Annotated in this window: 2 tRNA genes and 3 rRNA genes; all 5 read right to left on the minus strand. The window is 54.3% G+C overall.

The features are described 5' to 3' along the window. Window positions 1-216: 216 nt before the first annotated feature. Window positions 217-331, minus strand: a 5S ribosomal RNA gene (gene rrf, locus J7J50_RS23375). Window positions 332-506: 175 nt separating this feature from the next. Next, a 23S ribosomal RNA gene (locus J7J50_RS23380) occupies window positions 507-3,370 on the minus strand. A 260-nt stretch (window positions 3,371-3,630) separates the two neighbouring features. After that, window positions 3,631-3,707: transfer RNA gene (locus J7J50_RS23385), tRNA-Ile, on the minus strand. Window positions 3,708-3,739: 32 nt separating this feature from the next. Further along, window positions 3,740-3,815, minus strand: a tRNA-Ala gene (locus J7J50_RS23390). Window positions 3,816-3,918: 103 nt separating this feature from the next. Further along, window positions 3,919-5,463 (minus strand): 16S ribosomal RNA (locus tag J7J50_RS23395). The 16S, 23S and 5S rRNA genes sit together here with 2 tRNA genes alongside, the layout of an rRNA operon. Window positions 5,464-5,805: the final 342 nt, after the last annotated feature.

Here is a 5,805-nt window from a genome sequence, read left to right on the forward strand (position 1 = left end):
CCCCTCCGCGGCTGATGCTGTTTGTTGTCGCTGTCACCGCTGCTCCATTTCGCGATTCCCCGGTTTCATTTCGGGCGCGATCTGCGTCTGCAGCCGATTAAGTGCGCGCTGGAAGTAACTGCCGCAGTAACTACGGCCGAATGGGCCGGTTAGATAAAGTTTTTTGGCGCAAAGAAAAACGCCGCAACCAAAGGTTGCGGCGTTTTAGGGTAAAGCCCCTGGCGATGACCTACTCTTGCATGGCTTAGGCCACACTACCATCGGCGCGTGTGCGTTTCACTTCCGAGTTCGGGATGGGATCGGGTGGTTCCACACAGCTATTATCACCAGGGAGAGGGTGGAGGGTCGCAGGTCTCGATGGATTGAGTTGCGCGCACGCTCTCGTGGGATTGCTTCGGACGGAATGAAGCCCGTCGTCGGCGAATAAGTTGGAATGTAGCGAGTCAGTGTTTGGTTTGGAACGTCTACGGACGTGTCACATAGAGACCAAGGCAACTTGAGGTTATATGGTCAAGCCACACGGATCATTAGTACAGGTTAGCTCAATGCATTGCTGCACTTACACACCCTGCCTATCAACCACCTAGTCTTGATGGTTCCTTTAGGGGACTTAAAGTCCCGGGAGATCTCATCTTGAGGCGCGCTTCCCGCTTAGATGCTTTCAGCGGTTATCGCTTCCGAACATAGCTACCCGGCAGTGCCACTGGCGTGACAACCGGAACACCAGAGGTTCGTCCACTCCGGTCCTCTCGTACTAGGAGCAGCCCCTCTCAAATCTCCAACGCCCACGACAGATAGGGACCGAACTGTCTCACGACGTTCTGAACCCAGCTCGCGTACCACTTTAAATGGCGAACAGCCATACCCTTGGGACCGACTACAGCCCCAGGATGTGATGAGCCGACATCGAGGTGCCAAACACCGCCGTCGATATGAACTCTTGGGCGGTATCAGCCTGTTATCCCCGGAGTACCTTTTATCCGTTGAGCGATGGCCCTTCCATACAGAACCACCGGATCACTAAGACCTACTTTCGTACCTGCTTGATCCGTCGATCTTGCAGTCAAGCACGCTTATGCCTTTGCACACAGTGCGCGATGTCCGACCGCGCTGAGCGTACCTTCGTGCTCCTCCGTTACACTTTGGGAGGAGACCGCCCCAGTCAAACTACCCACCATACACGGTCCCCGACCCGGATTACGGGCCTAGGTTAGAACGTCAAGCACGACAGGGTGGTATTTCAAGGATGGCTCCACCACAGCTAGCGCCATGGTTTCATAGCCTCCCACCTATCCTACACAGACGAACTCAACGTTCAGTGTAAAGCTATAGTAAAGGTTCACGGGGTCTTTCCGTCTTGCCGCGGGAACGCTGCATCTTCACAGCGATTTCAATTTCACTGAGTCTCGGGTGGAGACAGCGCCGCTGTCGTTACGCCATTCGTGCAGGTCGGAACTTACCCGACAAGGAATTTCGCTACCTTAGGACCGTTATAGTTACGGCCGCCGTTTACTGGGGCTTCGATCAAGAGCTTCGCCTTGCGGCTGACCCCATCAATTAACCTTCCAGCACCGGGCAGGCGTCACACCCTATACGTCCACTTTCGTGTTTGCAGAGTGCTGTGTTTTTGATAAACAGTCGCAGCGGCCTGGTCACTGCGGCCCCCCTCAGCTATTAACCATGGAGGGCGCACCTTCTCCCGAAGTTACGGTGCTATTTTGCCTAGTTCCTTCACCCGAGTTCTCTCAAGCGCCTTAGAATTCTCATCCTGCCCACCTGTGTCGGTTTTCGGTACGGTCTGCGTAAGCTGAAGCTTAGGAGCTTTTCCTGGAAGCGTGATATCAGCAGCCTAGCCCTAATGGGCCGGTCCTTAGTCTCAACGTTGCGCCCCCGGATTTGCCTAAGGGCACCGCCTCAACTCTCTCACCAGGACAACCAACGCCTGGCCTGCTTAACCTTCTCCGTCCCTCCATCGCACTTACGCGAGGTGCAGGAATATTAACCTGCTTCCCATCGACTACGCATTTCTGCCTCGCCTTAGGGGCCGACTCACCCTGCGTCGATTAACGTTGCGCAAGGAAACCTTGGGCTTTCGGCGTGCGGGCTTTTCACCCGCATTATCGTTACTCATGTCAGCATTCGCACTTCCGATACCTCCAGCAGACTTCTCAATCCACCTTCATCGGCTTACGGAACGCTCCTCTACCGCGCATACAAAGTATGCACCCCAAGCTTCGGTTTATCGCTTAGCCCCGTTAAATCTTCCGCGCAGACCGACTCGACCAGTGAGCTATTACGCTTTCTTTAAAGGGTGGCTGCTTCTAAGCCAACCTCCTGGCTGTCTGTGCCTTTCCACATCGTTCACCACTTAGCGATAAATTTGGGACCTTAGCTGTGGGTCTGGGTTGTTTCCCTTTTCACGACGGACGTTAGCACCCGCCGTGTGTCTCCCGGATAGTACGTACTGGTATTCGGAGTTTGCCATGGTTTGGTAAGTCGCAATGACCCCCTAGCCATAACAGTGCTCTACCCCCAGTAGTATTCGTCCGAGGCGCTACCTAAATAGCTTTCGAGGAGAACCAGCTATCTCCGGGTTCGATTAGCTTTTCACTCCTAATCACACCTCATCCCCTACCTTTGCAACGGGAGTGGGTTCGGGCCTCCAGTTGATGTTACTCAACCTTCACCCTGGGCATGACTAGATCACCCGGTTTCGGGTCTACTGCCCGCGACTATGCGCCCTTATCAGACTCGGTTTCCCTTCGCCTCCCCTATACGGTTAAGCTTGCCACGAACAGTAAGTCGCTGACCCATTATACAAAAGGTACGCAGTCACTCTTGCGAGCTCCTACTGCTTGTACGCACACGGTTTCAGGATCTATTTCACTCCCTTCACCAGGGTTCTTTTCGCCTTTCCCTCACGGTACTGGTTCACTATCGGTCGGTCAGGAGTATTTAGCCTTGGAGGATGGTCCCCCCATGTTCAGACAGGGTTTCTCGTGCCCCGCCCTACTCGATTTCATCGCATCAGCCCCTTCGCATACAGGGCTGTCACCTTCTATGGCCGAGCTTTCCAGCTCGTTTTGCTGAAGCTGATGCAACTTAAGGGCTAGTCCCCGTTCGCTCGTCACTACTTAGGGAATCTCGGTTGATTTCTTTTCCTCCGGGTACTTAGATATTTCAGTTCTCCGGGTTCGCTTCCAGCAGCTATGTATTCACTGCAGGATACCTATTGCTAGGTGGGTTTCCCCATTCGGACATTACGGGATCAATGCTTATTGCCAGCTCCCCCGTACTTTTCGCAGGCTGTCACGTCCTTCATCGCCTCTGACCGCCAAGGCATCCACCGTGTGCGCTTATTCGCTTGACCATATAACCCCAAGTTGCCTCAGGATTACACGGGTCCAGGGGTACAAAGCCCGGACTCGAATATAACGACTCAATTAATAAAGTGTCTCTCGACACTCGCCTTAGCCTCTACGACACGTCATGGACATTCCGTCTCAAAACGCTCGCTACATTCCAGTTTTCAAAGAACACTTCAAAGGCTTCAGCGCCTTCGACGTTTCAAATCTTTATGTGTGCGCAATTCAGAAGTCTTGTCGTTCGCTGCTCTAGCCTTCGCCAGGGTGGTGGGTCTGGGAGGACTCGAACCACCGGCCTCACCCTTATCAGGGGTGCGCTCTAACCACCTGAGCTACAGACCCAATTCGTCCCTGCGGACTACTTACTGGCTAGGTGGTGGAGCTTGTCGGGATCGAACCGACGACCCCCTGCTTGCAAAGCAGGTGCTCTCCCAGCTGAGCTAAAGCCCCATCGAAACGGGACGACTCCGCAATCGCCCTGTGGCGATCGGGAACTCTGAATGCAGGTTACTTGTGCGGACGTCCGACGAGCAATTGGCTGTCTTTAGTCTCTAAAGGAGGTGATCCAGCCGCACCTTCCGATACGGCTACCTTGTTACGACTTCACCCCAGTCATCGGCCACACCGTGGCAAGCGCCCTCCCGAAGGTTAAGCTACCTGCTTCTGGTGCAACAAACTCCCATGGTGTGACGGGCGGTGTGTACAAGGCCCGGGAACGTATTCACCGCAGCAATGCTGATCTGCGATTACTAGCGATTCCGACTTCACGGAGTCGAGTTGCAGACTCCGATCCGGACTGAGATAGGGTTTCTGGGATTGGCTTGCCCTCGCGGGTTTGCAGCCCTCTGTCCCTACCATTGTAGTACGTGTGTAGCCCTGGCCGTAAGGGCCATGATGACTTGACGTCATCCCCACCTTCCTCCGGTTTGTCACCGGCGGTCTCCTTAGAGTTCCCACCATTACGTGCTGGCAACTAAGGACAAGGGTTGCGCTCGTTGCGGGACTTAACCCAACATCTCACGACACGAGCTGACGACAGCCATGCAGCACCTGTCTCACGGTTCCCGAAGGCACCAATCCATCTCTGGAAAGTTCCGTGGATGTCAAGGCCAGGTAAGGTTCTTCGCGTTGCATCGAATTAAACCACATACTCCACCGCTTGTGCGGGCCCCCGTCAATTCCTTTGAGTTTCAGTCTTGCGACCGTACTTCCCAGGCGGCGAACTTAACGCGTTAGCTTCGATACTGAGAGCCAAGTTGCTCCCAACATCCAGTTCGCATCGTTTAGGGCGTGGACTACCAGGGTATCTAATCCTGTTTGCTCCCCACGCTTTCGTGCCTCAGTGTCAGTGCTGGTCCAGGTAGTCGCCTTCGCCACAGATGTTCCTCCCGATATCTACGCATTTCACTGCTACACCGGGAATTCCACTACCCTCTACCGCACTCTAGTAAGCCAGTTTCCAATGCCATTCCCAGGTTGAGCCCAGGGCTTTCACATCAGACTTAACAAACCACCTACGCACGCTTTACGCCCAGTAATTCCGAGTAACGCTTGCACCCTTCGTATTACCGCGGCTGCTGGCACGAAGTTAGCCGGTGCTTATTCTTCCGGTACCGTCATGACATCGGGGTATTAACCCAATGCTTTTCTTTCCGGACAAAAGTGCTTTACAACCCGAAGGCCTTCTTCACACACGCGGCATGGCTGGATCAGGCTTGCGCCCATTGTCCAATATTCCCCACTGCTGCCTCCCGTAGGAGTCTGGACCGTGTCTCAGTTCCAGTGTGGCTGATCATCCTCTCAGACCAGCTACGGATCGTCGCCTTGGTGGGCCTTTACCCCGCCAACTAGCTAATCCGACGTCGGCTCATCTATCTGCGCGAAGCCCGAAGGTCCTCCGCTTTCACCCGTAGGTCGTATGCGGTATTAGCGTAAGTTTCCCTACGTTATCCCCCACAAATAGGCAGATTCCGACGTATTCCTCACCCGTCCGCCACTCGCCACCCAAGGAGCAAGCTCCTCTGTGCTGCCGTTCGACTTGCATGTGTTAGGCCTGCCGCCAGCGTTCACTCTGAGCCAGGATCAAACTCTTCACTTAAATGTTTCGATTCCAGCCTTGCGGCCTTCATCAATGCTTTGAGTGCAGACTTCGTTCCAGGCCAATTACTCAATTTGCATTTGCATGCTCTTCAAATCTTTGGACTGTGTTCGAACATCTGCAAGATGGACAACTATCCACCCGCCAGACGCCCGCACAAGTCACCTGCGCACACTGTCAAAGATCCTTGAAACCGGCCTCAGCGCCTGGTTTCGTACTCGCCACCGAAGTGGCCGAGCGAGCCGCACACTATACAGCAGTTTTCGTGAACGTCAACACCTGTCCGCGAAACTTCTTGCTGCTTCCCGACTCGTCTTCCGCTTCGTTTTCCGAAGCTTCCGT

This window comes from Lysobacter sp. ISL-50 (genome assembly GCF_018612875.1).
Classification (GTDB): Bacteria; Pseudomonadota; Gammaproteobacteria; order Xanthomonadales; family Xanthomonadaceae; genus Lysobacter.